This is a genomic window from Citrobacter sp. wls706 (assembly GCF_005281305.1).
GTDB classification, from domain to species: domain Bacteria; phylum Pseudomonadota; class Gammaproteobacteria; order Enterobacterales; family Enterobacteriaceae; genus Citrobacter; species Citrobacter werkmanii.
Map to the genome: position 1 here is coordinate 408,308 of NZ_SZXG01000032.1, position 24,036 is coordinate 432,343.

Below are 24,036 nucleotides of genomic sequence, written 5' to 3' on the forward strand. Positions count from 1 at the left end.
TTAAAATCGCTATGGCCTATCCTCATTACGCCGAAAAAAAAGACTGGATGTAAGATCTCATTTTTACAGTTACACACAGAAAAAACCCGGCTGGAAAGCCGGGTTTGAAAGATTACTGGGTTTTGGCAGGCGTTGCTGCCGGCTGTCCCGCCGTAGGCTCAATCTGGAAGACCACATCAACCTGATCGTCAAACTGAATAACCGGCTGTTCGTAGGTTTCCTGAGCTGATGCCGCAGGCGCTGCATCCGCTTTCATCATCCGTACCATCGGGCTGGGCTGATAATTGGACACGTGGTAGCGCACGCTGTAAACGGGTCCCAGTTTGCTGTTAAAGCCCGCCGCCAACTGCTCGGCCTGATGGATGGCATCATCAATTGCCGCTTTACGCGCCTTATCTTTGTAAGCGTCCGGCTGGGCAACGCCAAGCGATACCGAACGGATCTCATTCAGACCGGCCTTAAGTGCGCCATCAAGCAGAGCGTTGAGTTTGTCCAGCTGACGCAGCGTCACTTCAACGGTACGCACCGCACGATAGCCTTTGAGGATGCTTTTGCCGTTCTGGTAATCGTAGTCCGGCTGCGTGCGCAGGTTGGCAGCGCTAATGTCTTTCTTCGCTATCTGATTCTGCTCAAGGAAGGACAGATATTGCGCCACGCGCTCATCGGCTTGCTTCTTCGCTGAAGCCGCATCCTTCGCAGCAACATTGACTTCAATCGCCAGGGTGGCGATATCAGGCGTCGCATCCACGCTTGCCGTTCCGGAAGTCACGATGTGCGGTCCGTTTGGCAACTCATTTGCCTGTACCGATAGTGCGCTGAATCCGACTAATGCCGCCAGGGCCATTATTTTGAACTTCACGGTCGTTCCTCCATGTTTCATTAATTACCCCGAAACTCAGGGCACATGCAGGCAAGCTTAGCCGATCTCGCTGCGTTGTCCATCAGACAACACTTAGTTGAACAGCGCATGAACATGCGTAACACCTTCTTTTGCCAGCTGAAAAGCGATAAACCACATCACTAATCCTACTAAGATATTGATGATGCGCTGTGCTTTAGCCGTACGCAGACGCGGCGCCAGCCAGGCCGCCAGCAATGCCAGGCCAAAGAACCACAGGAACGAGGCGCTGACGGTACCCAGCGCAAACCAGCGCTTAGGCTCAACGTCCAGTTGACCACCCAGACTCCCCAACACCACAAAGGTGTCCAGATAAACGTGTGGGTTGAGCCAGGTCACCGCCAGCATCGTGGCGATGATTTTCCAGCGTCCTTGCTTCATTACTTCAGCACTGGCCAGTTCCAGATTACTGCTCATGGCCGTTTTTAACGCGCCGAAACCGTACCAGAGTAAAAATGCGACCCCGCCCCAGGTGACCAGCGCCATCAGCCACGGCGACTGCATCAGCAAGGCGCTACCGCCGAAGATCCCCGCGCAAATCAGCACCAGATCGCTGATGGCGCAGAGTAATGCAATCATAATGTGATACTGGCGACGAATGCCCTGATTCATCACGAAGGCGTTTTGCGGACCAAGCGGAAGTATCATGGCCGCACCAAGTGCAAGCCCTTGAAAGTAATACGATAACACGTTTTTATCCCGTACTGTTTCTCTTAGGAGCAGACTATAGCGCGGGAGAATCATTAGCTGAAATGGATAATTTTAATCGCGTATTAGAGGAATTAATGAGAGGTTCTTTGCCGGATGTCAGCTAACGCCTTTCCGGCTTACAGTATAGAAATCTGACCAGGCCGGATAAGCGAAGCGCCATCCGGCACCGTGGTGCAGAAAAAGATTACTCTGCCACGTTCTCTTTCACACGCTTGAAGTTCACATCCATCTGCGGATACGGGAAGCTGATGCCGTTGGCGTCAAACTCGCGTTTAATACGCTCCAGTACGTCCCAGTAGACGCTTTGCAGATCGCTGCTGTTGCTCCAGACGCGTACAACAAAATTAATCGAAGAAGCACCCAGCTCATTCAGGCGCACCGTCATTTCACGATCTTTAAGGATGCGCTCGTCGGATTGGATGATATCGGTGAGGATTTTCTTTACCTGATCGATATCGGAATCGTAGGCCACGCCGATAATGAATTCGTTACGGCGAACCGGTTCGCGAGAGAAGTTAATGATGTTCCCGGCAATGATTTTACCGTTTGGGATCACCACAATCTTACCGTCTACGGTACGCATGGTGGTGGAGAAAATCTGCACGTTAAGTACGGTTCCCGCCACGCCGCCGAGGTCTACATACTCACCCGCCCGGAACGGACGGAACATTACCAACAGCACGCCTGCGGCAAGGTTGGACAGCGAACCTTGCAATGCCAGACCAACGGCTAAACCTGCGGCACCGAGAACGGCGATCACGGAGGCGGTTTGCACCCCAACGCGGCCCAGCGCGGCAATCAGCGTGAAAGCGATAATACCGTAGCGCACCAGTGCGGAGAGAAAATCGGCAACCGTTGCATCAATTTTCCGCGCCACCATCAGGCGGTTAACGGTGTTTGATACGATACGCGCCACAATCATACCGATGATAACAATGGCGATGGCCGCAACGATGTTGACGGCATAGCTCAACAGCAGTTCCTGATTGCGGACCAGCCAGGTGCCCGCCCCGTTTATGCTGTCGACAACATTCAAATCTTCCATTTACTATTCCTTTTTTGCTTACCCAAATGGGAAAAATAAAGCCGCCCCGCCGGGACTGACAATCTGACAAGAGTAAACAATAAACCTGATTTTTGCCAAACAGATCACAGAAATCTCTGCCAGCAGCCTGTTGAAATGGCAATAAAAAAGGCCCGCATTGGCGGGCCTCATGTCACATAGAACGGCGTAAATTACAGAACGTCAACCGCGTTCAGTTCTTTGAAAGCCTGTTCCAGACGGGTGATCATGCTTGTCTGACCAGCACGCAGCCAAACGCGCGGATCGTAGTATTTCTTGTTCGGCTGATCTTCGCCTTTCGGGTTACCCAACTGGCCCTGCAGGTAAGCTTCGTTTGCTTTGTAGTAGTTCAGAACACCTTCCCAGGTCGCCCATTGGGTATCGGTATCGATGTTCATTTTCACTACGCCGTAGCTTACGGAGTCTTTGATTTCCTGAGCAGTAGAACCGGAACCGCCGTGGAAGACGAAGTTCAGGCTGTTGTGCGGCAGGTTATGTTTCTTAGAAACATAGTCCTGAGAGTCGCGCAGGATGGTCGGGGTCAGAACCACGTTACCCGGCTTGTAAACGCCGTGTACGTTACCGAAGGAAGCAGCGATGGTGAAACGCGGGCTGATTTTGCTCAGCTCGGTGTATGCATAATCAACGTCTTCCGGCTGGGTGTACAGTGCAGAAGCGTCCATGTGGCTGTTGTCCACGCCGTCTTCTTCGCCACCGGTGCAACCCAGTTCGATTTCCAGAGTCATGCCCATTTTGGACATGCGCGCCAGGTATTTGGAGCAGATTTCGATGTTCTCTTCCAGAGACTCTTCAGACAGGTCGATCATGTGAGAAGAGAACAGCGGTTTGCCGGTTGCTGCGAAGTGTTTTTCACCTGCGTCCAGCAGACCGTCGATCCACGGCAGCAGTTTCTTCGCGCAGTGGTCAGTGTGCAGGATAACCGGAACACCGTAGTGTTCAGCCATCTGGTGAACGTGATGCGCGCCAGAGATAGCACCCAGGATTGCAGCGCCCTGAGGCACGTCGGACTTCACGCCTTTACCCGCGATGAAAGAAGCACCACCGTTGGAGAACTGTACGATTACCGGCGCTTTAACTTTTGCAGCGGTTTCCAGTACGGCGTTGATGGAGTCGGTACCAACGCAGTTAACAGCTGGCAGAGCAAAGTTGTTTTCTTTAGCTACCTGGAAAACTTTCTGTACGTCATCACCAGTGATTACGCCTGGTTTTACGAAATCAAAAATTTTAGACATGTTGCGAGTCCTGTATCTTCGGCCTTGGAAAGGGCGCGCGCTCTAAAGCGCGCTAATAATTGGGCAGGTTTCCCTGCCCATTAAATGCTTACTTTTTAGCGCGCTCTTCGAGCATCGCTACTGCTGGCAGAACTTTGCCTTCCACGAATTCGAGGAATGCGCCGCCGCCAGTGGAGATGTAGGAGATTTTATCAGCAATGCCGAACAGGTCGATTGCTGCCAGGGTATCGCCGCCGCCCGCGATGGAGAACGCTTCGCTGTCTGCGATAGCGTTAGCAACGATTTCAGTACCTTTACGGAAGTTCGGGAATTCGAACACGCCAACCGGGCCGTTCCACAGAATGGTTTTCGCATTCTTCAGGATTTCAGCCAGCTGCTGTGCAGAAGCGTCGCCGATATCCAGGATCTGCTCGTCTTCTTTCACATCGCTAACGGATTTCAGTGTCGCCGGCGCAGTTTCAGAGAACTCAGTCGCTACGCGAACATCGGTCGGAACCGGGATGTCGCAAGTGGTCAGCAGACGTTTTGCTTCGTCAACCAGGTCAGCTTCATACAGGGATTTACCGACGTTGTGGCCTTGAGCGGCAACGAAGGTGTTCGCGATACCACCGCCAACGATCAGCTGGTCAGCAATTTTAGACAGGGAATCCAGAACGGTCAGTTTGGTAGAAACTTTAGAGCCACCAACGATAGCCACCATCGGACGAGCCGGTTCTTTCAGCGCTTTGCCCAGCGCGTCCAGCTCAGCAGCCAGCAGAGGACCTGCGCAAGCAACATCAGCGAATTTACCGATACCGTGGGTAGAAGCCTGTGCACGGTGAGCCGTACCGAAAGCGTCCATCACGAATACGTCGCACAGCGCCGCATATTTTTTGGACAGTGCTTCGTCGTCTTTCTTCTCGCCTTTGTTGAAGCGAACGTTTTCCAGAACCACCAGCTCACCGGCAGCGACTTCAACGCCGTCCAGGTAATCTTTTACCAGGCGAACCGGAGCAGACAATTTGTCTTTCAGGTAGTTAACAACCGGCAGCAGAGAGAATTCTTCGTTGTACTCGCCTTCGGTAGGACGACCCAGGTGGGAAGTTACCATCACTTTAGCACCCTGCTTCAGGGCCAGTTCGATGGTCGGCAGGGAAGCACGGATACGCGCGTCGCTGGTTACTTTCCCTTCTTTAACTGGTACGTTCAGGTCGGCACGGATAAAAACGCGTTTACCAGCCAGATCCAGATCGGTCATCTTAATTACAGACATGGTGAATCCTCTCGTTGATACTTAAAGTTTTGTCGACGCTCAAGCGTCGAGCCTGAAACCAATAGCAGCCATCGCTAACGTTGTGTCGAGCATACGGTTAGCAAAGCCCCATTCATTATCACACCAGACCAGGGTCTTGATCAGGTGAGCACCACTCACACGCGTTTGCGTACCATCAACGATGGCGCTGTGCGGGTCATGGTTAAAATCTACAGAGACCAACGGTAATTCCGTATAGTCAACTATACCATGAAATGCACCTTGTGCTGCTTTTTGCAGCAACTGGTTGACTTCGCTGGCTTTTACCGGTTTTTTCACCGTCACGCTTAAGTCGATCGCCGTCACATTTATGGTCGGTACACGCACCGCGATCGCTTCAAAACGATCGTTAAATTGCGGAAAAATTCGCGTAATGCCCGCCGCCAGTTTGGTATCAACCGGAATAATTGACTGGCTGGCCGCTCGCGTACGACGCAGGTCAGGATGATAGGCATCAATCACCTGCTGATCGTGCATCGCAGAGTGGATCGTCGTGACGGTACCAGACTCAATGCCGTAAGCATCATCCAGCAATTTAATGACGGGAATTATACAATTCGTGGTGCAGGAGGCGTTGGATACAATTCGGTGCTCAGCGCGCAGCTGATCCTGATTAACGCCAAATACAACCGTTGCGTCGATGTCGGGACTACCAGGATGTGAAAAGAGCACTTTTTTTGCACCAGCGGCAATATGCGCCTCGCCGTGTTCGCGGTTACCGAAGACGCCCGTACAATCCAGCACAACGTCAACACCCAGTTCACGCCATGGCAGCGCGTCGAGCGTTCGCTCATGCAAAATGCGGATCGCGTCATCACCAACGATGAGTTGGTCACGTTCCTGACGAACATCCCAGGCAAAACGCCCATGGCTGGTGTCATATTTCAACAAATGCGCCATGCCTGCAGCATCCGCCAGTTCGTTGATTGCCACCACGGTGATTTCCGCCCGACGCCCGGATTCATACAAAGCACGAACCACGTTGCGTCCGATGCGACCGAAACCATTAATCGCTACGCGTACGGTCATAGGTCTCCTGCAAGGATTTCTCAGAAACGATGTGGCTGACAGAGTAATGCAGCAAATCGCTCAGGGAAACCTTACCTGTCGCAAACTGCGACTAATTGGTTAATTGTCGAACATTTAATCGACTGAAACGCTTCAGCTAGAATAAGCGAAACGCGGAATAAAAGGAATGATTGTCCAGCGACAGAACGCAGTTATCTGACTTACATCACACTTTAACGCCCTTCGTCGCTAAATTTATTCCATATTCCAGAATTGCGAATAACCGTAGCAAGATTATTTCGTTGCTATGTCACAAATCCTGATTTATATCAGAAAGCTCCCTAACCCGCGTCTATATTATCAGCGCTACGTCCGAGTCTCGGAGTCCCTCAACTATGGCTACATTCGCTCCCCAATCATCTGACGCGCGCTTTTTGGCGCTGCGATTATTACCCGGTCAGGAACTCTTTTCTGCGCTACACGCATTTGTCCAACAGCATCAGTTGCAGGCAGCCTGGATAGCGGGTTGCACTGGAAGCCTAACCAACGTTGCCCTGCGCTACGCAGGTCGTGAGGAAACCACATTACTCACCGGCACATGGGAGATCATCTCCCTGAACGGCACACTGGAGCTCACTGGTGAGCATCTCCATCTGGCGGTTGCCGACCCGCATGGCGCGATGCTGGGCGGCCACATGATGCCGGGCTGTACCGTGCGCACCACGCTGGAACTGGTGATTGGCGAGCTAACGTCGCTGGCATTTAGCCGACAACCCTGCGCCATCTCCGGTTATGACGAACTGGTTATTTCATCCCGCTAACGTTTCATTTGAATGAGGTCTTCTATGGCGCATCGCCAATTTTCCAGCCAGTCTCTGGTGCTGATTGTCATTGCTATTGCCATCAACATGGTCGGTGGACAGCTTATCAGCATGTTGAAATTACCTATTTTTCTCGACTCCATTGGCACCTTAATCAGCGCAGTGCTACTAGGTCCGGTGGTAGGAATGCTGACCGGATTACTCACAAACCTGTTATGGGGATTATTGACCGATCCCATCGCCGCCGCCTTTGCTCCTGTGGCGATGGTCATCGGGCTGGTGGCCGGTTGGCTGGCGCGGGCGGGATGGTTTCGCACCTTACCCAAAGTCGTTGTCAGCGGCGTGATCATTACACTGGCCGTCACCCTCGTGGCCGTACCGATTCGTACCACCCTGTTTGGCGGCGTCACCGGCAGTGGTGCCGATCTTTTTGTCGCCTGGATGTACTCGGTCGGTCAGAACCTGGTGGAATCCGTTGCCATCACCGTCATTGGCGCGAATCTGGTCGATAAAATCCTCACGGCGATCATCGTCTGGGTACTGCTACGCCAGCTTCCGTTGCGTACCACGCGTCACTTCCCCACGATGTCTGCTGTGCGCTAAATGCATCCGTTTACCTCGTTAACCCTGTGGGCGCTCGCCGCCTGCTCCACGCTCCTGCTGCCAGTCGGAGCGCCGCTCAGCCTTTACAGCGCGGCGACGTTCATCGGTCTGTTGTGTATGAAGGCCACGCGCCCACGGGCAAAATACGTACTCTGGCTGATGATTCCCTTAGGTCTGGGGCTATGGCTGGTTCACGGCGGATGGCTTACAGAATGGCTCAGCGGACAACCGCGCACGCCAGAACGTTGGGCCGATGCCGTCACGCTCTGGTCGCGGATCCTGGCCATTGTGTCGACATCACAGATGTGGATGCAGTACGTACCGGTTTCGCGCTTTATACGCGCGCTGTTTGCTTCACGCTTACCACCTGGCATTGCCTATCTGTTTGCAGGCCCGCTGCTGGTCGTCGAGCAGCTCAAACACCAGTTGGCGATTATTCATGAGGCCCAGCGGGCGCGCGGTGTACCGCTGGATGAGTCCTGGCATCAACGTTTACGCGCCATGCCTGCACTGATTGTGCCGCTCACCCATAATGCGCTCAACGATTTGGCCGTACGCGGCGCAGCGCTGGATATGCGCGGATTTCGCCTGCATCGCACTCGTACAACGCTGTGGGCGCCGCCGGACAGCACCTTACAGCGTCTGGCGCGCTACGGCATGGTGGTTCTGATAGTGATTGAGACTGGAGTCTGGATATGGTTACGTTAGAGCAGTTTCGCTATCACCCAACGCATGCTATGCGACCGCCAGCCTGTTTCGATTTCCACTATGCAAAGCCTGGCATGGTAGCCATTTTTGGCGATAACGGTAGTGGGAAAAGTACGCTGGCGCAGCTGATGGCAGGCTGGTACCCCGATTTCCTGCCCGGTGAAATTGAGGGTACAGGAACATTATTGGGTACCCCCATCGGACAGCTGTCGCTCGTCGAGCAATCAAGCACCATTCAGTTGGTGCAGCAATCACCTTACCTGCAGCTTTCCGGCTGTACTTTCAGCGTTGAGGAGGAAGTGGCGTTTGGTCCCGAGAATCTTTGCCTTACCGAGGCTGAAATTGTGCGCCGCATTGACATGGCGCTCACGCTAACGGAATGCCAGCCACTGCGTCATCGTCATCCAGGCACGCTTTCCGGCGGCGAAACCCAGCGGGTGGTGATTGCCAGCGCGCTCGCTATGCAGCCGAAAATATTGATTCTGGATGAAGCATTCAGCCGCCTCACCGCGCAGGCCACGACAATGATGCTGGAGCGACTGCAACAATGGGCGCAGGAACAGCATGCTTTAGTGGTGCTTTTCGAACGCAATCATTCACCTTTTCTCAGCCACTGCCAGCAGGCGTGGCAACTGCGCGACGGAGCGCTGTCACCACTATGTTAACGCTAAACCAGGTAACCTGGCGCTGGCCAAATGCCGCCGATGACTGCTTGCGCAATATTTCACTTGAACTCCATGAAGGTGAATGGCTGGCGCTGACGGGCGATAATGGCGCCGGTAAATCCACGCTGCTGCGCATTATGGCCGGGCTGCTCTCCCCTTCTTCCGGCTCAGTAACGGTGCAAAACCGTGCGATTGCGCAACTGAAAAACCGGGAGCGCGCCAGGGCGATCGGCGTGCTGTTTCAGGAGGCGGAAAATCAGATCTTCCACAGTAAGGTACGAGATGAAGTGGCCTTTGGATTACGGTTACAAAAGCTTCCTGCAGTAGAAGTTGCGCAACGCACTGCGGCGGCACTGCAATTATGTCAGCTAGATGAGGTTGCCGACGCACACCCACTGGATCTGCATACCGCGCAACGCCGAATGGTTGCCGTCGCCAGTCTGGAAGCCCTGGCACCTGCGATTCTGCTGCTGGATGAGCCCAGCCGGGATTTTGATGCGCACTGGCTGGGTGTTTTCGAGCACTGGCTGGCGGTGTGCCGTGCGCGTGGCGCAAGCGTTGTGGCGATCAGTCATGACGCTGCGTTTACGCAGCGCCATTTCTCGCGAGTGGTAAGGTTACACAACAAAAATCTCACGCAATCCGATATTCACCATCGACCGTCATCTCCAGCATAAAGTCGGCTGGTCGGCTCCCCTCCAGTACCCGACGAACATTCGGTCCGTCGGTACGCTCATAAAACGCTTCAGCGTCAGCTTGCGATAGTCCGCCAGCCAGTTTACGGCCTACCAGTCGTGTACGAAGCGCATTGGCGGGGGCGCGAATAAACAGCGAGTAATCACAAAATTCAGCTAAAGCCCGCCATCTTTGGTCATCGCGCAATAACCAGTTTCCTTCCACAATGACAATCGGTGCAGTCACTTGTATGGATTCTTCGACCGGGTCGTGCTTTTGCCGGTCATACTGCGGCCAGGCACCTTCCCCGTCTCTTATTTGCTGCAAATTCCGTGCAAGCTTCTCCACATCAAAGGTTTCCGGCGCCCCTTTGTATGCCCGTAGATTATGGGTGTCCAGCCAGCTATTGTAGTGATGGAAGCCATCCATTGGCAGCGTCTGGATCTCTAGCAGACCGGGGTCCTGACGGGAAAGATATTCCCAGAAGGTGGTCAGCGTCGATTTTCCCGTTCCCGGCGGCGCGCTGAGAAAAACAATCGTTCGTCGCTGCGGATTCGTGGAATGTATTTTGGCCAGTTGCTGTAATATGGGTTTGTGAACGTTCTTTATCTCATCATCAAGGTAATGTGCTTCAACCTGTAGCCCATTCACCGTTAGTTCGATTTTCACGGCGTCAATTCCTTTAAAATCGCCGTCACTGCCAGCGTCATTGCCGTCTTGACCATTGCGCTAAAGCGCACTTCAGACCACGCAGCAAAGTCGGCAAATTTCATCGACTCCAGCGCACCATAGAGTGTCGCGTTGCGGGTGATACTGTTCACGTTGCTGACAAAATCCCAGGTAATGTCATCGGCAAAACTGGGAATGTTATCCTGCTCGTTCAGATACTGATAAAACTGAGAAAAATGGGTAATGTCGGCATAAAGCCACTTATCCATTTTACCCAGCGCATAAATCAGACGTAACGCAACGTCGATATCGTCAAGCGGCCCACTCTGGGCGAGTAACGGCTTCACTGCATATTCCACGATCTCTTCATCGTTATTGACGAACAGCGACGGTAGAAAGCGCTTAATGCCCTGGAGCAAAATGTTATGTGCCGTCGTCATAAACGAGAGTAAATTATTTTGAGCATCCAGTTGCTCAAGCACATCGTCTTCTGTCAGCGTCGTCATTCGTTTCTCGATAAATCACCATGAATGCAGAGAGTCTATTATATTACACGTTCGATCCGCGCCGCCGATCAGTAAAGTTTGCGTGCGCACACCATTCGCAACCTGTTGGATCCCTTTAACAAGATCGCCGCCTGTGACCCCCGTCGCGCTGAAAAGGATCTTATTTCCCCCTACCAATTCGTCGAGCGCATAGATACGGTTGACCTCAACGCCCATCTCGGCACAGCGCTGACGTTCCTGTGTCGCAATCAGACGATTATCGGCGTTATCCCCTTTCGCTTCGCAGAAATCGATTAGCTCAGCCTGCATATCGCCCCCCAGCGCTTTAACCGCGCAGGCTGAAATAACGCCTTCAGGTGCCCCGCCGATGGTGTACATCAGATCATAGGGATTCTCTTGCATACAGGCCAGTACGCTGGCGGCCACATCACCATCGGGCAGCGCAAAGACCTTGACGCCAAGTCGTGTCGCCTCGGCAATCGCCGGTTGAAGACGCGGTTTATCCAGCGTCACCATCCGCAGTCGTTCCAGCGGTTTGCCCAACGCCGCAGCCACATTACGCAGATTATCTGCCAACGGCAGCGCCAGATTAATCGCCCCTTTTGCAAACCGATTAACAACCAGTTTTTTCATATACATATCAGGAGCGTGTAACAAACTACCGCGGGGGGCAAACGCCATGACCGCCAGCGCATTGCTTTGCCCCATCGCCACCATTCGGGTTCCTTCAATGGGATCGACGGCAATATCCACCTCTGGTCCGGCGCCACTTCCCACTTCCTCACCAATCCACAGCATCGGGGCGCGATCAATTTCTCCTTCGCCAATAACGATTCGCCCACGAATGGCAACGCTGTTCAATGCTTCCCGCATTGCCGTCACGGCCAGACCATCAATCTTGTTTTTATCACCGCACCCGGTTTGCGGCCAGGCCGCCAGCGCGGCCTGCTCAGTAATACGAAACAGCGGCCATGCCAACGACATCATATTGCCGCCTCCCCAATATCCACGCCAAATTGCGCCAACAGGTATCTTTCCGCTTCTTCATTCCAGATACCGTGCGTTTTTTCCACCAGCCTTGCCAGCTCTTTGAAAAGTGGGTCCGTTTTCCCCTTCTCAGCAAAATCCGTTATGGCTGTAAGTGGCATCGTCACACCGTTATAAATCAGCTTCTTACCTCCAGGGATCGCAGGCAAATTCAATACCGTCTCCGGTACGGCATCCAGCCCCCCAATATGCGTTACCATAAACGAGGGCTGTAGTTGACCGGTTGCACTGAGCGCAATAGCCTCTTTCATATCATCCGTTGAACCACCGGACGTTCCGACAACGTGAGTGCTGTTATAGTGAACGTTATAAAAATTAAACGGCACTTTGAAGTTGCTGTCAGTCGGTCCGGCAAAGAAGTTCAGACAACCATCTTCCGCGAGGAGATCATCTGCCATTTCAATCACCGCTGGCACAGCCGCATACACAAAGACATCATCAAAACCTGCATCGTCAGTTAACGCGCGCAACATCGCTGTGGGGGAATCCATGCCGGTAGTGTTCACATAGATAAGCTCAATCCCCTTTTCTGCCGCTAACTCAACCGGCAACAGTTTTTTAGCCTGCGTCAGTCGCGCTTCGTCGATATCCACGACCACCACGCGTGACGGCTGAATATTGCCGTTAATGGCATAATCTATAGCGCCAATCCCCATCGGCCCGGCGCAGGCCAGCAACGCAATGCTGCCTCCTGGCTTAATCCCCATACGATGCTCATACACGTAAGGCGTGGTGTGATAGTTCGCGTTATAAGCGCCAATGATGCAACACATCGGCTCCGCCAGGGATGCTGCGGCAAAATAAGAACCGTGGTACGGTAAAACGCAGCCCAGATTAATCGCCACCTCAGGAATAATCATGTAGGTAGCATTGCCACCAAAATATTCATAGCTGTATCCTGCTGAATATCCGCTTGGCAAGCCCATCGCGGGTTGTAAAACAAAACGCTGGCCTTTTTTATATTTTTCCGTCAGGTTTTTCCCAACCTCAATGATGATACCTGCGCACTCATGGCCGGTAATAACCGGATGATTTTCCAGGTCATCCGGAACACGTTTATGATCACTACCCAATGCAGCCGCTTTCCAGGTTGATAAACAAACGCTATCTGAGATTACACTTACTAGTAATTCATTATCTGTAATTGCAGGAAGTTCAAATTCACGGATACGAATATCCTGCTTGCCATATATGGCAGCGACTTTCGTTTTCATATTCACTCCAAAAAAAGAAAGTTAGTTCGCAGTCATGCGTTTAAATAAATCATCCAGTAGCGGGTCACCAATATAGTTCTTAATCAGCACTAATGGTTTTTCACTTACGCGTTTAACACGACCTTCAAGACTGGCATGGGTGACAATAATATCGGCATCTTGTGGAACGTTTTCGATGGCATAATGCGCCACATTAATATTCAATCCCGCTTTTTCCAGACGTTTACGGAATGTGGTGGCTCCCATAGCGCTGGAACCCATTCCAGCATCACAGACAAAAGCGACACGCTTTATATTTTTATAAGAGAATTTACCTTCCTGCTTCATTGCCTTGACGGTTCTGGCAGATTCCGCGAAGTCATCTTCATTTTCTGTTGCGACGTTCTTTTCCATTTTCAGGATTAAAGAAGTGATAACAAAGGTGACAATCGTTCCCGCTGTGACGCCTGCAATAGTCGCGAGGAAAGAACCTTTTGGCGTTAATGCCAGGTAAGCGAATATTGATCCTGGACTCGGTCCCGCAACCAACCCACCGTCCAGCAGATGGAATATCCACGTCCCGGTCATTCCCCCAGCGATCATGGCAATCAAGGTCAGGGGTTTCATCAGAACATAGGGGAAATACAGTTCATGAATACCCCCCAGGAAGTGGATAATCATGGCCCCTGGCGCAGATTTCTTACTCATCCCTTTACCAAAGATGGCAAAGCCAAGTAGCAAACCCAATCCCGGCCCTGGGTTGGAGGCCACCATGAAAAATATCGATTTTCCCGTTTCTGAAGCTTGTTGCATGCCGAGCGGATAATACACGCCCTGATCGATGGCATTGTTCAGAAAGAGGATTTTCGCAGGCTCGTTAATCACGGATAACAACGGCAAATACCCCGCATGAACCAACGCTTCAATACACTCCTTCACAAAATTATTAGCCACGAGAACCGCCGGGCCAATGACTTCAAACCCCAGCAAGCATAAGAGCATTCCCGCAATACCAAGGGAGAAGTTATTGATAACCATCTCGAAACCTGCAGGAATGCGTTTTTCCAGCAGACGATCGATATGCTTAATCACCCAGCCGCCAAGCGGCCCCATCACCATAGCGCCAAGGAACATCGGGATATCCGCGCCCACAATCACGCCGATAGAACCAATCCCCCCCATTACTGCGCCACGTTTCCCTCCCACCAAATGTCCCCCAGTGGAGCCAATCATGACGGGTAGTAAATAGGTAATCATCGGACCGACAATTTTGGCGAAATGCTCGTTCGGCATCCAACCGGTAGGAATAAACAATGCAGTTATAAAACCCCAGGCAATAAAAGCGCCGATGTTGGGAATGACCATCGCAGTCAAAAACCCACCAAAAGCCTGGACTTTGGCACGAGCAGACTTGTTTTCCATAATAATGTCCTGAAAGGAGGCTGTGAATTATGCGTGGGCGATAATATCCGCCAGTTGTTTTTCTGATTTAGCCGTTAATAAAGCGGTTAATGCTTCCTCTTCACATAATAATTCGCTTAAGGCCTGGATAGCGCCAATGTGTGAATCGGCATTCGCTGCCGATAACCCGATTAATAATTTTATACCGTCGTCATCATCGGCAAACTTTACTTCCTGTTTGAGAAGCGTTAACGACATCCCGGTTTTTAACGCACCACATTCTGGTCGAGCGTGCGGCATCGCAACGCCAGGAGCCAAAATATAATAAGGACCATTGCTGATTGTTGAATCCTTAATGGCCTGAACATAATCTGAATTAACATAATGGTTAGCCAGCAAGGATGACATAGAAAAATCTATTGCCTCCTGCCAGTTCCTTGCTGAATTTTTTATTGAGATAGATGACTCTGGAAAGTAATCAATTAGCCGCATACATTTTCCTTATTTTATTTTTAGGGTACGAGTTAGCGTTAAAAATAAAATACTCGTGCGGCAAAGCGAAATCAATCGAGGGAGAAAAGCCATGCAGTGCAAACTGCATTTTCATAAACCCTTTAAAAACAAAAAGTTATTTATAGATAAATAAAAAGCAATAGCAATTATGTGACATGCATTGCATATTCACAACATCACTAAATGTCATCTTTGTGACAAAGATCTACAATTAATCATTGCGAAGAAATAAACAAACATATTATTACTAAAAAAACGGGCCGCCTAAGCGACCCGTTTTCATCTGTAACCGTAATTACAGCAGTTCTTTTGCTTTCGCGACAACGTTGTCGACGGTGAAGCCGAACTCTTCGAACAGCAGCTCTGCCGGAGCAGATTCACCGAAGGTAGTCATACCAACGATAGCGCCGTTCAGACCCACGTATTTGAACCAGTAGTCAGCGATACCCGCTTCCACAGCAACACGTGCAGAGACAGCTTTTGGCAGTACGGACTCACGGTAAGCGGCATCCTGCTTGTCGAATGCGTCGGTGGACGGCATGGAAACCACGCGCGCCTTCACGCCTTCAGCAGTCAGTTTGTCCCACGCAGCCACAGCCAGCTCAACTTCAGAACCAGTCGCGATGAAGATCAGTTCTGGCTGACCAGCGCAATCTTTCAGCACGTAGCCGCCGCGAGCGATGTTCGCCAGCTGCTCTTCGGTACGTTCCTGCTGTGCCAGGTTCTGACGGGAGAGGATCAGGGCGGTCGGGCCATCCTGACGCTCAACACCGTATTTCCACGCCACGGCGGATTCAACCTGGTCACACGGACGCCATGTGCTCATGTTCGGCGTCACGCGCAAAGAAGCCACCTGCTCTACCGGCTGGTGAGTCGGGCCGTCTTCGCCCAGACCGATGGAGTCGTGGGTGTAGACCATCACCTGACGCTGTTTCATCAGCGCAGCCATACGCACCGCGTTACGGGCATATTCTACGAACATCAGGAAGGTAGAGGTGTACGGCAGGAAACCACCGTGCAGGGAGATACCGTTAGCGATAGCGGTCATACCGAATTCACGCACACCGTAATGGATGTAGTTACCAGCGGTATCTTCGTTGATCGCTTTAGAACCAGACCACAGAGTCAGGTTAGAAGGTGCCAGGTCAGCAGAGCCGCCAAGGAATTCCGGCAGCAGAGGACCGAATGCTTCAATCGCGTTCTGAGACGCTTTACGGCTGGCGATCTTGGATGGGTTCGCCTGCAGCTTCGCAATGAACTCGTTCGCTTTCGCGTCGAAATCAGCCGGCATGTCACCTTTCATACGACGGGTGAACTCAGCCGCTTCCTGCGGGAAGGCTTTCGCATATGCAGCGAACTTCTCGTTCCACGCAGCTTCTTTTGCCTGGCCTGCTTCTTTCGCATCCCACTGAGCATAGATTTCAGACGGGATTTCGAACGGCGCGTATTTCCAGCCCAGCTGTTCACGGGTCAGTGCGATTTCAGCATCGCCCAACGGCGCACCGTGAGAGTCGTGAGTACCCGCTTTGTTCGGAGAACCGAAACCGATAATAGTTTTGCACATCAGCAGAGACGGTTTGTCGGTCACTGCGCGCGCTTCTTCAACTGCGCGTTTAATCGCGTCAGCATCGTGACCATCAACGCCACGAACCACGTGCCAACCGTAAGCTTCGAAACGCTTAGCGGTGTCATCGGTGAACCAGCCTTCAACGTGACCATCGATAGAGATGCCGTTGTCATCGTAGAACGCAACCAGTTTGCCCAGCTTCAGCGTACCAGCCAGAGAACATACCTCGTGAGAGATACCTTCCATCATGCAGCCGTCGCCCATGAAAGCGTAGGTGAAATGGTCAACGATGTCGTGACCTGGGCGGTTAAACTGCGCCGCCAGCGTTTTTTCAGCGATAGCCATACCGACTGCGTTCGCAATACCCTGGCCCAGAGGACCGGTCGTGGTTTCAACACCCGCGGTGTAACCCACTTCCGGGTGACCCGGCGTTTTGGAATGCAACTGACGGAAGTTCTGCAGCTCGGACATCGGCAGGTCATAACCGGTGAGGTGCAGCAGGCTATAAATCAGCATGGAGCCGTGGCCGTTAGACAGCACGAAGCGGTCACGGTCAGCCCAGGACGGGTTCTGCGGATTGTGGTTCAGGAAATCACGCCACAGGACTTCGGCAATGTCAGCCATACCCATCGGGGCACCCGGGTGACCGGATTTGGCTTTCTGTACTGCGTCCATGCTCAGCGCACGAATAGCATTGGCAAGCTCTTTACGTGAGGACATTTTGACTCCAGATCGGATAATGAAGGCCACGCCCTAAACGACTTGACGACAGCGCGTTTTGGGCTACGCCAGAAAAAAGTGCCAACAATGTAACCTAAGCCGCGTGTCATGTACATGGAGCATCCTTTTACCGCTTCAGAAATCTCTGGATCATGCACGCATGTTGCGCAATCTTCTCGCCCGCTTATTGTTCTTTTCTTTATACTTATGCCGAGCGTCGGTTTACCTGCAAACGACGCATTTTTTAGAATAATCCTGACTTTGTGCGGAAGAGAAAAAATGAAAATTCGCGCTTTACTGCTTGCTACGAGCATGGCGACGGCATTGACCGGCTGCCAGAACATGGACTCAAACGGACTGCTTTCCTCAGGCGCAGAGGCTTTTCAGGCCTACAGTCTGAGCGATACTCAGGTGAAAGCGCTGAGCGATCAGGCCTGTAAGGATATGGACAGCAAAGCTACCATCGCCCCGGCTGGCAGCGAGTATGCAACGCGTCTTGGCAAAATCGCCTCCGCGCTTGGCGATAACATTAACGGCCAGCCGGTGAACTACAAAGTCTATATGGCGAAAGACGTGAATGCCTTTGCCATGGCGAACGGCTGTATCCGCGTATACAGCGGCCTGATGGATATGATGACGGATAACGAAGTCGAAGCGGTGATCGGCCACGAAATGGGCCACGTCGCGTTGGGTCACGTGAAAAAAGGCATGCAGGTTGCGCTGGGCACGAACGCCGTGCGTGCAGCGGCGGCCTCCGCTGGCGGCATTGTCGGCAGCCTGTCGCAGTCGCAATTGGGCGATCTTGGCGAGAAACTGGTGAACTCGCAGTTCTCCCAGCGTCAGGAATCCGAAGCGGATGATTACTCGTATGATTTGTTGCGCAAACGCGGGATCAATCCGTCAGGTTTGGCAACCAGCTTTGAGAAACTGGCAAAACTGGAAGCCGGACGTCAAAGCTCCATGTTTGACGATCACCCGGCATCCGCAGAACGTGCGCAGCATATTCGCGATCGCATGAGCGCAGACGGAATTAAGTAATCTTCAAACAGTGCCGGATGGCGGCGTGAATGCCTTATCCGGCCTACAGATTTCATCCCATTATCGGACGTAATTGGCGAAGTCAGTTTGGGCCCGGCCAGAGCACAGCCACCGGAGCGTACACGTAGTACGTGAGGATGGCGAGCACTGCCCGGACCCAAAATGACGAGTAAAATAGTCCGACTATTATTCGCCTTTCTTCGCCGCCTGGATATACAGCATTTCTAACGCTAACGTCGCCGCCGCCAGTGCGGTGATCTCAGACTGATCGTAAGCCGGCGCCACTTCCACCACGTCCATCCCGACGATGTTCAGATCTTTCAGACCCCGTACCAGCTTGATCGCGCGATCGGAGGTCAGGCCGCCGATCACCGGCGTGCCGGTCCCTGGCGCAAACGCAGGATCCAGGCAGTCGATATCAAAGGTCAGGTACACCGGCATATCGCCGACGATCTGCTTAACCTGGGCGATGATGTCGTCCACGCTGCGATCGTTCACCTGGCAGGCGTCCAGCACGGTGAAACCATTGTCTTTGTCGAACTCGGTACGGATACCAATCTGCACCGAGTGGTTCGGGTCGATCAGCCCTTCGTTCGGCGCAGTATAGAACATGGTGCCGTGGTCGAATTCGCAACCGTTAGCGTAGGTATCAGTGTGGGCATCGAAATGCACCAACGCCATTTTACCAAAGTGCTTAGCGTGCGCGCGCAGCAGCGGTAACGTGACGAAGTGGTCGCCACCAAAGGAGAGCATGCGCTTACCCGCAGAAAGAAGTTTCTCTGCGTGTGCCTGCAGTTTCTCACTCATTTCACGGGCATCACCGAAAGCATAAACCAGATCGCCGCAGTCCACGACGTTCAGGCGCTCGCGCATATCGAAGTTCCACGGGAAGCGGTTGTGCTCCCACGCCAGGTTGGTGGATACCTGACGGATCGCCGCCGGACCATGACGGCCGCCAGCACGACCGGACGTTGCCATATCAAACGGCACGCCAGTAATCACCCAATCGGCGTCGCTGTCGTATGGCATGAAATTCATCGGCAGACGCAAAAAACCAAAGGCGTTAGAAACCAGGGAGTTGTCGTATTGATGACCTAAGGTGCTCATGTACTGACCTCTTTAAAAATCGATGAAAAAAAATCCCCTCCGCGTCGTTAAGCCCGACGAGGAAGGGATTGATTTACGTGACTACTTGTTTTGGCGAATTATCGCCGTTAATTTGTACGGATTCAAGCGAACCCGCACAGCTTTACTCGTCTTCCAGATAGGTGTATCCGTACAGACCCGCTTCAAATTCTTCGAGGAACTGTTGTTGCAACTCGGCGTCCAGATCGGTGTTTTTCACCTGATCACGGAACTGCGTCAGCAGCGTTTTCGGATCCAACTGCACGTACTGCAGCATATCCGCCACAGTATCACCTTCGTCAGACAATTCCACTTCCACGCTGCCATCAGGGAAGACAAACACGTCAACCGCTTCGGTATCGCCGAACAGGTTGTGCATGTTGCCGAGGATCTCCTGATACGCGCCAACCATAAAGAAGCCCAGCATCGGCGGGTTCTCCGGGTCGTATTCCGGCATCGGCATAGTGGTGGCAATACCATCCCCGTCAACGTAATGGTCGATAGCGCCATCAGAGTCACAGGTAATATCCAGCAGCACCGCGCGGCGCTCAGGCGCCTGGTTCAGCCCTTCCAGCGGCAGCACCGGGAACAGTTGATCGATCCCCCACGCATCAGGCATTGACTGGAACAGTGAGAAGTTGACGTAAATCTTATCCGCCATCCGCTCCTGCAGCTCGTCGATAATCGGGCGGTGCGCGCGGTTGCTCGGATCGAGTTGTTTTTGCACATTATGGCACATGTTCAGATAGAGCTGCTCCGCCCACGCGCGTTCCTGCAGACTAAAGGTGCCAGAGGAGTATCCAACGTGAATATCGTGCAGGTCCATCTGGCTGTCGTGCAGCCATTCACGCAGCGAACGGCGCGTGCCCGGCTCGTGCATCTCTTGCCAGGTTTCCCACATGCTTTGCAGGGAGCGCGGCGCGTTGTCTGCCGGAGGCGTCGCTTCGGTAATTTCGCTACGCTCAACGCCAATGATATTGGAAACCAGCACGGTATGGTGCGCGGTAACGGCACGACCCGATTCAGTGATCACCGTTGGGTGCGGCAGACCATGTTCTTCACAAGCGTCGCCAATCGCCCAGATAATGTTGTTGGCGTATTCGTTCAGGCCGTAGTTTACGGAGCAGTCGGATTGCGAACGGGTACCTTCATAGTCCACGCCCAGGCCGCCGCCCACATCGAAGCACTGAATATTCACGCCCAGCTTGTGCAGCTCGACGTAGAAACGGGCCGACTCACGCACACCGGTGGCGATATCGCGAATGTTCGCCATCTGCGAGCCGAGGTGGAAGTGCAGCAGTTGAATGCTGTCCAGACGGCCGCGCTCGCGCAGAATTTCTACCAGTTGCAGTACCTGGTTTGCCGCCAGGCCGAATTTGGATTTTTCACCACCGGAGGACTGCCACTTGCCGGAACCCTGTGACGCCAGACGCGCACGCACGCCCAGACGCGGAACGACATTCAGGCGTTCAGCTTCATCCAGCACGATGGCGATTTCAGACATCTTCTCGATAACCAGATAGACCTTATGGCCCATCTTCTCGCCAATCAGCGCCAGACGGATGTATTCACGGTCTTTATAGCCGTTACAGACGATCACGCTACGGGTCATTCCGGCATGGGCCAGAACGGCCATCAGTTCAGCCTTGGAACCCGCTTCCAGCCCCAGCGGTTCGCCGGAGTGGATCAGTGATTCAATCACGCGACGGTGTTGGTTAACCTTGATCGGGTAAACGAGGAAATAATCACCGTTGTAGCCGTAGGATTCGCGGGCGCGTTTGAACGCGGCGTTAATCGAACGCAGTCGGTGTTGCAGGATCTGCGGGAAGCAGAACAATGCAGGCAGACGCTGGCCCTGTGCTTCACGGGCTTTCACCAACTCAGCAAGGTCAACGCGCGCTTCTGGTACGTCCGGATCCGGGCACACGCTGATGTGACCCAGTTCATTGACGTCATAGTAGTTATTACCCCACCAGGCAATATTGTAAGTACGCAGCATCTTGCTGGCTTCCTCGGAACTCATTGCAACCTCCTGCATGGAGCGTAGTACACCGTGTTCGCCTGCTGACGAAGGCGAACCCAAAGAAATGTCGTCAGACATAGCGAACCTCAAATTTTATTAACAAGTGTAAAACAGTTGACTACTATCGCAATCCAAAGACGCGATAACAACCCAAATACAGGCAGAATTTCCAGCAGATAGTGCTGACGCTCCGACTGTGCGACCGGTTTCTTTTTCATATCATTGTAAACACGTAACCGAACGTACTGCTGACGGTTCGGCGAAACCACGAGAAAACTCTTGTTTACCAAGAGCGCCCTTGTTCAGTTCTTAGTGACCGTTACCGGCTCTTGAGTCCTGAGATACGCCGAGATGGGTATACACTTCATCCTTCATGCAGCCTCTTTGTTGGCTACGCTCATTCGCCCCAGTCACGTACTACTCGTACGTTCAGGGGACTCATTCACTTGCCGCCTCGACGCAACATGAATGATTTTGTGTATATAACATCGACAGGTATGCAAAGCAGAGATGCAGATTGCGGGGGACATATGTACACCAGAACGGTGCGACAGATTCAGCAGAATACAACGGTTCATTATCTCGTATCACCTCCACGGTTGCTCCTTACGGAACGAACCCACAAGCCAAAGCTAAAGTTTTAACCCGGCTGGAAGTGGCAACACGATGAAAATGTCGTGTGCTTTTTGTATGAGCCGCGCGCCGCGTTTTATACCGATAAGAAAGTCAAAAAGCAAAAGATAAATACGCACATTGCCAGCACCGTCAGGAAAAATTTCCAGTTACATTTTCAGTACAATGAGACCTTACTCAAAAAAAGCTGGAAATCAGGCGAAGAACTGTCCTAAAATAGCCGTCCAGATGTTAATCCATCTATACCGATTAACACTCAGACTGCCAGTGTCCGTCATCTGCAGACTCATGGTAGAATCTTCTACACATGGCTATCCCACTCGACAGTTTGAGCTAACCAAATTCTCCTTAGGTGAAATTAAATATGGCAAAACACCTTTTTACGTCCGAGTCCGTATCAGAAGGGCATCCTGACAAAATCGCTGACCAAATCTCTGATGCCGTGCTGGATGCAATCCTGGAACAGGATCCGAAAGCACGCGTTGCCTGCGAAACCTACGTCAAAACCGGTATGGTTTTAGTTGGCGGTGAGATCACCACCAGCGCATGGGTCGATATCGAAGAGATCACCCGTAACACGGTGCGCGAAATTGGCTATGTGCATTCCGACATGGGTTTTGACGCCAACTCTTGTGCGGTACTGAGCGCAATTGGTAAACAGTCTCCGGACATCAACCAGGGCGTTGACCGTGCCGATCCGCTGGAACAGGGCGCGGGCGACCAGGGCCTGATGTTTGGCTACGCCACCAACGAAACCGACGTGCTGATGCCAGCGCCAATTACCTATGCTCACCGTCTGGTGCAGCGTCAGGCTGAAGTGCGTAAAAACGGCACCTTATCCTGGCTGCGTCCGGATGCAAAAAGCCAGGTCACCTTCCAGTATGACGACGGCAAAATCGTCGGTATTGATGCGGTTGTTCTGTCAACTCAGCACTCTGAAGATATCGACCAGAAATCGCTGCAAGAAGCCGTTATGGAAGAAATCATCAAACCGGTGCTGCCGACTGAATGGCTGAATGCTTCTACCAAATTCTTCATCAACCCAACCGGTCGTTTCGTTATCGGCGGCCCAATGGGCGATTGCGGTCTGACGGGTCGTAAGATTATCGTTGATACCTACGGCGGCATGGCTCGTCACGGTGGCGGCGCATTCTCTGGTAAGGATCCGTCTAAAGTTGACCGTTCCGCAGCCTATGCGGCGCGCTACGTCGCGAAAAACATCGTTGCCGCTGGTCTGGCCGACCGTTGTGAGATTCAGGTTTCCTACGCCATCGGCGTGGCTGAACCGACCTCTATCATGGTTGAAACGTTCGGTACCGAAAAAGTGCCTTCAGAACAGCTGACCCTGCTGGTGCGTGAGTTCTTTGACCTGCGCCCGTATGGTCTGATTCAGATGCTGGATCTGTTGCACCCAATCTACAAAGAAACCGCAGCCTATGGTCACTTTGGTCGCGAGCATTTCCCTTGGGAAAAAACCGACAAAGCGCAACTGCTGCGTGACGCTGCCGGGCTGAAGTAATTCACCCACGACTGAACGCGTATACTTCCTAAGACCAGCCCCGGCTGGTCTTTTTTTATGCACATTTTCTTTCTACCTACCATTACCAGAACAGCCTCGCAATCCTCTTTTCGAACGAAAATGAAAGCGATTACATCAAACAGTGTTTCCACCCACTTTGAATTAACATATCCAGGCCATCTCTTGTGCATCATTGTTACATTATCTTTCAGCATTGTCTTAATTTCAGGCAACCAGCTTTATCGCACCCTTATAAAAAACGTTATTTTTCAATTAAATAAATGATAAACGCAATGAATGCCAGTGTAAGCGATTACACTAATGTGATGTAATTCGCATTTTTTTACCCCGTACTCACCTACCCTTAACATCAACAAAACTAGCTA

Annotated in this window: 23 protein-coding genes and 1 pseudogene; 7 read left to right on the forward strand and 17 right to left on the reverse strand. The window is 52.3% G+C overall.

Annotated features, from left to right (window positions below; genetic code table 11):
- Positions 1-112: 112 nt before the first annotated feature.
- The 6 genes from FDW92_RS15185 to epd all read right to left on the reverse strand — a co-directional run bounded on the left by FDW92_RS15185 (position 113) and on the right by epd (position 6,245).
- Positions 113-859 (reverse strand): oxidative stress defense protein, encoded by a 747-nt coding sequence (locus FDW92_RS15185; RefSeq protein ID WP_003027002.1) that lies wholly within the window; start codon positions 857-859, stop codon positions 113-115.
- 93 nt (positions 860-952) lie between these two features.
- Positions 953-1,588, reverse strand: coding sequence for an arginine exporter ArgO (gene argO, locus FDW92_RS15190; RefSeq protein ID WP_038642859.1), 636 nt, complete (start codon positions 1,586-1,588; stop codon positions 953-955).
- A gap of 205 nt (positions 1,589-1,793) precedes the next feature.
- Positions 1,794-2,654, reverse strand: a complete 861-nt coding sequence (locus tag FDW92_RS15195; RefSeq protein WP_042310907.1) for a small-conductance mechanosensitive channel MscS — start codon at positions 2,652-2,654, stop codon at positions 1,794-1,796.
- Positions 2,655-2,845: 191 nt separating this feature from the next.
- Complete coding sequence (gene fbaA, locus FDW92_RS15200; protein WP_038633542.1) at positions 2,846-3,925, reverse strand: class II fructose-bisphosphate aldolase; 1,080 nt, start codon at positions 3,923-3,925, stop codon at positions 2,846-2,848.
- Between the two features lie 88 nt (positions 3,926-4,013).
- Positions 4,014-5,177 (reverse strand): phosphoglycerate kinase, encoded by a 1,164-nt coding sequence (pgk, locus tag FDW92_RS15205; RefSeq protein WP_006686863.1) that lies wholly within the window; start codon positions 5,175-5,177, stop codon positions 4,014-4,016.
- A gap of 39 nt (positions 5,178-5,216) precedes the next feature.
- On the reverse strand, positions 5,217-6,245 hold the full coding sequence (gene epd / locus FDW92_RS15210) for an erythrose-4-phosphate dehydrogenase (RefSeq protein ID WP_038633548.1): 1,029 nt from the start codon (positions 6,243-6,245) through the stop codon (positions 5,217-5,219).
- A gap of 374 nt (positions 6,246-6,619) precedes the next feature.
- Here epd and FDW92_RS15215 point away from each other — a divergent pair, with 374 nt between their 5' ends.
- The 5 genes from FDW92_RS15215 to FDW92_RS15235 are packed head-to-tail and all read left to right on the forward strand — an operon-like array spanning position 6,620 to position 9,698.
- The gene (locus FDW92_RS15215) at positions 6,620-7,045 is read left to right on the forward strand and encodes a PPC domain-containing DNA-binding protein (protein ID WP_042310910.1); all 426 of its coding nucleotides are present in this window, start codon (positions 6,620-6,622) and stop codon (positions 7,043-7,045) included.
- A 24-nt stretch (positions 7,046-7,069) separates the two neighbouring features.
- Complete coding sequence (locus FDW92_RS15220; RefSeq protein ID WP_042310912.1) at positions 7,070-7,648, forward strand: ECF transporter S component; 579 nt, start codon at positions 7,070-7,072, stop codon at positions 7,646-7,648.
- Positions 7,649-8,356: an energy-coupling factor transporter transmembrane component T gene (locus tag FDW92_RS15225; RefSeq protein ID WP_042310914.1), complete on the forward strand. Its 708-nt coding sequence runs from the start codon at positions 7,649-7,651 to the stop codon at positions 8,354-8,356.
- Positions 8,344-9,021 (forward strand): energy-coupling factor ABC transporter ATP-binding protein, encoded by a 678-nt coding sequence (locus FDW92_RS15230; protein ID WP_137400654.1) that lies wholly within the window; start codon positions 8,344-8,346, stop codon positions 9,019-9,021. The genes FDW92_RS15225 and FDW92_RS15230 overlap by 13 nt, the downstream gene beginning before the upstream one ends.
- Complete coding sequence (locus FDW92_RS15235; RefSeq protein WP_042310917.1) at positions 9,015-9,698, forward strand: ATP-binding cassette domain-containing protein; 684 nt, start codon at positions 9,015-9,017, stop codon at positions 9,696-9,698. Before FDW92_RS15230 ends, FDW92_RS15235 begins: the two co-directional genes overlap by 7 nt.
- Here the strand turns inward: FDW92_RS15235 and FDW92_RS15240 are convergent.
- The 7 genes from FDW92_RS15240 to tkt all read right to left on the reverse strand — a co-directional run bounded on the left by FDW92_RS15240 (position 9,655) and on the right by tkt (position 17,312).
- A complete protein-coding gene (locus tag FDW92_RS15240) occupies positions 9,655-10,365 on the reverse strand; it encodes a nucleoside/nucleotide kinase family protein (protein WP_042310920.1) in 711 nt (236 codons plus the stop codon). The two genes, FDW92_RS15235 and FDW92_RS15240, sit on opposite strands and share 44 nt — an antisense overlap.
- On the reverse strand, positions 10,362-10,871 hold the full coding sequence (locus FDW92_RS15245) for an MltR family transcriptional regulator (RefSeq protein WP_038633553.1): 510 nt from the start codon (positions 10,869-10,871) through the stop codon (positions 10,362-10,364). The genes FDW92_RS15240 and FDW92_RS15245 overlap by 4 nt, the downstream gene beginning before the upstream one ends.
- Positions 10,872-10,886: 15 nt before the next feature.
- A complete protein-coding gene (gene glpX, locus FDW92_RS15250; RefSeq protein ID WP_042310921.1) occupies positions 10,887-11,858 on the reverse strand; it encodes a class II fructose-bisphosphatase in 972 nt (323 codons plus the stop codon).
- The gene (locus FDW92_RS15255; protein WP_042310923.1) at positions 11,855-13,132 is read right to left on the reverse strand and encodes a zinc-binding dehydrogenase; all 1,278 of its coding nucleotides are present in this window, start codon (positions 13,130-13,132) and stop codon (positions 11,855-11,857) included. Before FDW92_RS15255 ends, glpX begins: the two co-directional genes overlap by 4 nt.
- Before the next feature lie 21 nt (positions 13,133-13,153).
- Entirely contained in the window at positions 13,154-14,533 is a 1,380-nt protein-coding gene (locus FDW92_RS15260) for a PTS mannitol transporter subunit IICB (protein ID WP_042310926.1), read from the reverse strand.
- Positions 14,534-14,560: 27 nt separating this feature from the next.
- Positions 14,561-15,004 carry a PTS mannitol transporter subunit IIA gene (gene cmtB / locus FDW92_RS15265; protein ID WP_042310928.1) on the reverse strand — a complete coding sequence of 148 codons (444 nt, stop codon included), beginning with the start codon at positions 15,002-15,004 and terminating at the stop codon, positions 14,561-14,563.
- A gap of 316 nt (positions 15,005-15,320) precedes the next feature.
- Positions 15,321-17,312: a transketolase gene (gene tkt / locus FDW92_RS15270; RefSeq protein WP_042310931.1), complete on the reverse strand. Its 1,992-nt coding sequence runs from the start codon at positions 17,310-17,312 to the stop codon at positions 15,321-15,323.
- 279 nt (positions 17,313-17,591) lie between these two features.
- Between tkt and FDW92_RS15280 the strand changes: the two genes are divergently transcribed.
- Positions 17,592-18,350 carry a M48 family metallopeptidase gene (locus FDW92_RS15280; RefSeq protein WP_042310933.1) on the forward strand — a complete coding sequence of 253 codons (759 nt, stop codon included), beginning with the start codon at positions 17,592-17,594 and terminating at the stop codon, positions 18,348-18,350.
- A 186-nt stretch (positions 18,351-18,536) separates the two neighbouring features.
- On the opposite strand, the gene speB is transcribed toward FDW92_RS15280, so the two are convergent.
- From speB to FDW92_RS23310, 4 genes and pseudogenes are all read right to left on the reverse strand, one after another.
- Positions 18,537-19,457 carry an agmatinase gene (gene speB, locus FDW92_RS15285; protein ID WP_003027056.1) on the reverse strand — a complete coding sequence of 307 codons (921 nt, stop codon included), beginning with the start codon at positions 19,455-19,457 and terminating at the stop codon, positions 18,537-18,539.
- 142 nt (positions 19,458-19,599) lie between these two features.
- Entirely contained in the window at positions 19,600-21,576 is a 1,977-nt protein-coding gene (gene speA / locus FDW92_RS15290) for a biosynthetic arginine decarboxylase (RefSeq protein ID WP_072014782.1), read from the reverse strand.
- An 8-nt stretch (positions 21,577-21,584) separates the two neighbouring features.
- Positions 21,585-21,716 carry an acid stress response protein YqgB gene (gene yqgB / locus FDW92_RS15295; RefSeq protein WP_064507034.1) on the reverse strand — a complete coding sequence of 44 codons (132 nt, stop codon included), beginning with the start codon at positions 21,714-21,716 and terminating at the stop codon, positions 21,585-21,587.
- A 258-nt stretch (positions 21,717-21,974) separates the two neighbouring features.
- A pseudogene (locus FDW92_RS23310) lies at positions 21,975-22,076 on the reverse strand (hypothetical protein); the annotation flags it as partial.
- Positions 22,077-22,495: 419 nt separating this feature from the next.
- Between FDW92_RS23310 and metK the strand changes: the two are divergent.
- Positions 22,496-23,650, forward strand: coding sequence for a methionine adenosyltransferase (metK, locus tag FDW92_RS15300; RefSeq protein WP_006686850.1), 1,155 nt, complete (start codon positions 22,496-22,498; stop codon positions 23,648-23,650).
- The last annotated feature ends 386 nt before the right edge of the window (positions 23,651-24,036 follow it).

Bases quoted from the DNA above. Each gene is read 5' to 3' on its own strand.
- FDW92_RS15225 (WP_042310914.1), top strand. From the start codon at position 7,649: ATGCATCCGTTTACCTCGTTAACCCTGTGGGCGCTCGCCGCCTGCTCC.
- FDW92_RS15220 (WP_042310912.1), top strand. From the start codon at position 7,070: ATGGCGCATCGCCAATTTTCCAGCCAGTCTCTGGTGCTGATTGTCATT.
- fbaA (WP_038633542.1), bottom strand. From the start codon at position 3,925: ATGTCTAAAATTTTTGATTTCGTAAAACCAGGCGTAATCACTGGTGAT.
- FDW92_RS15245 (WP_038633553.1), bottom strand. From the start codon at position 10,871: ATGACGACGCTGACAGAAGACGATGTGCTTGAGCAACTGGATGCTCAA.
- FDW92_RS15215 (WP_042310910.1), top strand. From the start codon at position 6,620: ATGGCTACATTCGCTCCCCAATCATCTGACGCGCGCTTTTTGGCGCTG.
- epd (WP_038633548.1), bottom strand. From the start codon at position 6,245: ATGACCGTACGCGTAGCGATTAATGGTTTCGGTCGCATCGGACGCAAC.
- speB (WP_003027056.1), bottom strand. From the start codon at position 19,457: ATGAGCACCTTAGGTCATCAATACGACAACTCCCTGGTTTCTAACGCC.
- FDW92_RS15280 (WP_042310933.1), top strand. From the start codon at position 17,592: ATGAAAATTCGCGCTTTACTGCTTGCTACGAGCATGGCGACGGCATTG.
- FDW92_RS15260 (WP_042310926.1), bottom strand. From the start codon at position 14,533: ATGGAAAACAAGTCTGCTCGTGCCAAAGTCCAGGCTTTTGGTGGGTTT.
- FDW92_RS15255 (WP_042310923.1), bottom strand. From the start codon at position 13,132: ATGAAAACGAAAGTCGCTGCCATATATGGCAAGCAGGATATTCGTATC.
- tkt (WP_042310931.1), bottom strand. From the start codon at position 17,312: ATGTCCTCACGTAAAGAGCTTGCCAATGCTATTCGTGCGCTGAGCATG.
- FDW92_RS15195 (WP_042310907.1), bottom strand. From the start codon at position 2,654: ATGGAAGATTTGAATGTTGTCGACAGCATAAACGGGGCGGGCACCTGG.
- pgk (WP_006686863.1), bottom strand. From the start codon at position 5,177: ATGTCTGTAATTAAGATGACCGATCTGGATCTGGCTGGTAAACGCGTT.
- glpX (WP_042310921.1), bottom strand. From the start codon at position 11,858: ATGATGTCGTTGGCATGGCCGCTGTTTCGTATTACTGAGCAGGCCGCG.
- speA (WP_072014782.1), bottom strand. From the start codon at position 21,576: ATGTCTGACGACATTTCTTTGGGTTCGCCTTCGTCAGCAGGCGAACAC.
- metK (WP_006686850.1), top strand. From the start codon at position 22,496: ATGGCAAAACACCTTTTTACGTCCGAGTCCGTATCAGAAGGGCATCCT.
- FDW92_RS15230 (WP_137400654.1), top strand. From the start codon at position 8,344: ATGGTTACGTTAGAGCAGTTTCGCTATCACCCAACGCATGCTATGCGA.
- FDW92_RS15235 (WP_042310917.1), top strand. From the start codon at position 9,015: ATGTTAACGCTAAACCAGGTAACCTGGCGCTGGCCAAATGCCGCCGAT.
- cmtB (WP_042310928.1), bottom strand. From the start codon at position 15,004: ATGCGGCTAATTGATTACTTTCCAGAGTCATCTATCTCAATAAAAAAT.
- yqgB (WP_064507034.1), bottom strand. From the start codon at position 21,716: ATGAAAAAGAAACCGGTCGCACAGTCGGAGCGTCAGCACTATCTGCTG.